The following is a 2,603-nucleotide window of genomic DNA, read 5'->3' as shown; positions in this document are numbered from 1 at the left end:
CGCGGTGACCGCGCTGCCGGCGGCGGCCCCGGGTGTTGGCCGCACCCCGGGCCCCGTCGACGGGATCTGGAACAACCCCCCTAGCACTGAAGGGTTCACCGAAAATGTTACAGACACCCCGCCGGTCTCTTGAGGTCGAGGTACCGGTAAGGGGGTGAATCCCGCCGTGCGCGCCCTCAGTGAGGAGGATCCCCAGGTCATGTGACGCCCGTCCCAACATATGGACACCGGGTACCAGTTCCGGCGGGCCGTCTGCTAGCGTGAGGACCGTTATGCTGCGCGAGCTGCTTCTCCTTAGCGGCCGCGGCGGGGGTCGTTAAAAGGTCGGCTCCCTCGCCGCGGGACTTCGGCTTGTCCTGGTCGACCATGACCAAGCGCCAGATCCACCCGAGGAGCCACCGAGATGGTGCCGCAGCAAAAGCCCAGCCCCATGCCCTTCCACCGCTACAAGCCCTTCGCGCCGGTGGACCTGCCCGACCGCACCTGGCCCTCCAAGAGCATCACCGAGGCCCCGCGCTGGCTGTCCACGGACCTGCGCGACGGCAACCAGGCGCTGATCGAGCCGATGGACCCCGCCCGCAAGCGCGAGATGTTCGAGCTGCTGGTGCGGATGGGCTACAAGGAGATCGAGGTAGGTTTCCCGGCCGCCAGCCAGACCGACTTCGACTTCGTCCGGTCCCTGATCGAGGGCGACGCGATCCCCGACGACGTGCAGATCTCGGTGCTGACCCAGGCCCGTGAGGACCTCATCGAGCGCACCGTGCAGAGCCTGGTCGGGGCGAAGCGCGCCACCGTGCACCTGTACAACGCCACCGCGCCCACCTTCCGCCGTGTCGTCTTCCGCGTGGACCGCGAGGCCTGCAAGGACATCGCCGTCCAGGGCACCCGGCACGTCATGCGCTTCGCCGAGCAGTACCTGGGCGAGACCGAGTACTTCGGCTACGAGTACTCGCCCGAGATCTTCATCGACACCGAGCTGGACTTCGCCCTGGAGGTCTGCGAGGCCGTCATGGACGTCTGGCAGCCCGGCCCGGGCCGCGAGATCATCCTCAACCTGCCCGCGACCGTCGAGCGCTCCACGCCCAACGTCTACGCCGACCAGATCGAGTGGATGAGCCGCAGCCTGTCCCGGCGCGAGCACGTGGTCGTCTCGGTGCACCCGCACAACGACCGCGGCACCGGCGTGGCCTCGGCCGAGCTGGCCGTCATGGCCGGGGCCGACCGCGTCGAGGGCTGCCTGTTCGGGCACGGCGAGCGCACCGGCAACGTCTGCCTGGTCACCCTGGGCATGAACCTGTTCAGCCAGGGCGTGGACCCCCGGATCGACTTCTCCGACATCGACGAGATCCGCCGCACCGTCGAGCACTGCACCCAGCTGCCGGTCGCCCCGCGCCACCCCTACGGCGGCGACCTGGTCTACACCGCCTTCTCCGGCTCCCACCAGGACGCCATCAAGAAGGGCTTCGCCGCCCAGCAGGAGGCCGCCGACGCCGCGGGGACCCCGGTGGAGGAGCACGTCTGGGACGTGCCCTACCTGCCCATCGACCCCAAGGACGTGGGCCGCAACTACGAGGCCGTCATCCGGGTCAACAGCCAGTCCGGCAAGGGCGGCGTCTCCTACATCATGCAGCGCGACCACTCGCTGGACCTGCCGCGCCGCCTCCAGATCGAGTTCTCCCAGGTCATCCAGAAGTTCACCGACGCCGAGGGCGGCGAGTTCGCCGCCGGGCGCATCTGGGAGATCTTCTCGCAGACCTACCTGGCCGAGGGCGGACCGGTCGCGGTGCTGGCGCACCGCTCCACCACCGACAGCGACGGCACCTACCGGATCGAGGCCGACGCCCGGGTCAACGGCGAGATCCGCGAGCTGACCGGCACCGGCAACGGCCCCATCTCCGCGTTCTGCGACGCCCTGACCGACGTCGACGTCAAGGTCCGCGTCATGGACTACGTGGAGCACTCCATGGGCGGGGACGGCGACGCCCGCGCCGCCGCCTACGTGGAGGCCGAGATCGACGGCCGCGTGGTGTGGGGCGTGGGCATCCACAGCAGCATCACCACGGCCTCGCTCAAGGCGCTGTGCAGCGCCATCGCGCGCGTCTGACGCGCGCACGCCCGCGGGCGCGCGGGGCCGCGACCGCCGGGTCGCGGCCCCGGCCCGTTCCGGGACGCTAGAGCAGGCCGAACGGGCCGGGGTCGGGCAGGCCCAGGGCGGCGCACGACTCCCGGTGCGCGCCGGTCAGCTCGCCCAGCGCGATCGGCCTGCGCGAGGTCGCGGCCATGTCCTGGCGCGCCTCGGACGTCCAGGGGAAGGGGCGCAGCGACAACCCCCGCGTCAGGTCCAGCGCCTCTGTCTCCTCGCGCCAGCCCGGCCAGCGCAGGGCGCGGTAGAAGTCCTCCAGGTGGCCGTCCAGCAGCCACAGCATCCAGCCGGAGTAGGCCGTCTCCAGCGGTTCCCACTCCAGGGAGTCAGGCGCGAAGTAGACCATCTCCCCGGGCCTGCCCGGATAGTCCCCGCCCTCGGCCGCGGGCCCGTTGAGGGCGAACACCCCGCCCAGAACGTCGTGGGCGACCACCAGCCGCGGCGGCGGGCCGTACACCAC

2 protein-coding genes are annotated in these 2,603 nt (G+C 70.8%); one reads left to right on the top strand and one right to left on the bottom strand.

The annotated features are described in order from the left end of the window. The first annotated feature begins 403 nt into the window (after positions 1-403). Positions 404-2,104, top strand: coding sequence for a 2-isopropylmalate synthase (gene leuA, locus DQW06_RS16820; RefSeq protein ID WP_013151778.1), 1,701 nt, complete (start codon positions 404-406; stop codon positions 2,102-2,104). 67 nt (positions 2,105-2,171) lie between these two features. Here the strand turns inward: leuA and DQW06_RS16815 are convergent. Beyond that, on the bottom strand, positions 2,172-2,603 hold a 432-nt coding region (locus DQW06_RS16815), incomplete at its 5' end, for a DUF2625 family protein (RefSeq protein ID WP_117198894.1).

The organism is Nocardiopsis sp. TNDT3, from assembly GCF_003427465.1.
Taxonomy (GTDB): domain Bacteria; phylum Actinomycetota; class Actinomycetes; order Streptosporangiales; family Streptosporangiaceae; genus Nocardiopsis; species Nocardiopsis dassonvillei.
The sequence above is the reverse complement of the archived record's forward strand: the minus strand, read 5'-3'. Positions and strand labels throughout refer to the sequence as shown.